The following is a 306-nucleotide window of genomic DNA, read 5'->3' as shown; positions in this document are numbered from 1 at the left end:
GATGGCAACACCGTCTCCGGCACGCCGACCGAAGCGGGCTCCTTCCCCATCACGATCAACGTGAAGGATCGCGATGGTTATGAGCAGCCCTTCACGAAGACGCTTGAGATCAAGAGCGCTCCAACGATCACGATCGACACCACCGACCTGCCCGCAGGTAAACAGAACCTCGACTATGGTTCGCATACAGTTACGGCCTCTGGCGGTGCGGCACCCTATACCTACGCGATCGAGGGTCTGCCGGCAGGACTGAAGGCGGATGGCAACACCATCTCTGGCACGCCGACTGAAGCGGGGTCCTTCAGC

The 306-nt window shown here is 60.5% G+C and carries 1 protein-coding gene; it reads left to right on the top strand.

Features of this window, described 5'->3' with window-relative positions; genetic code table 11:
* Positions 1 to 306: putative Ig domain-containing protein (locus tag SB847_RS20770; RefSeq protein WP_410578471.1), on the top strand; the 306-nt coding region annotated here is incomplete at both ends.

The sequence above is a fragment of the Bacillus sp. SIMBA_026 genome (assembly GCF_046535335.1).
In the GTDB taxonomy this organism is placed as follows: Bacteria; Bacillota; Bacilli; order Bacillales; family Bacillaceae; genus Bacillus; species Bacillus velezensis.
This window is presented reverse-complemented; position numbering and strand designations above follow the sequence as displayed.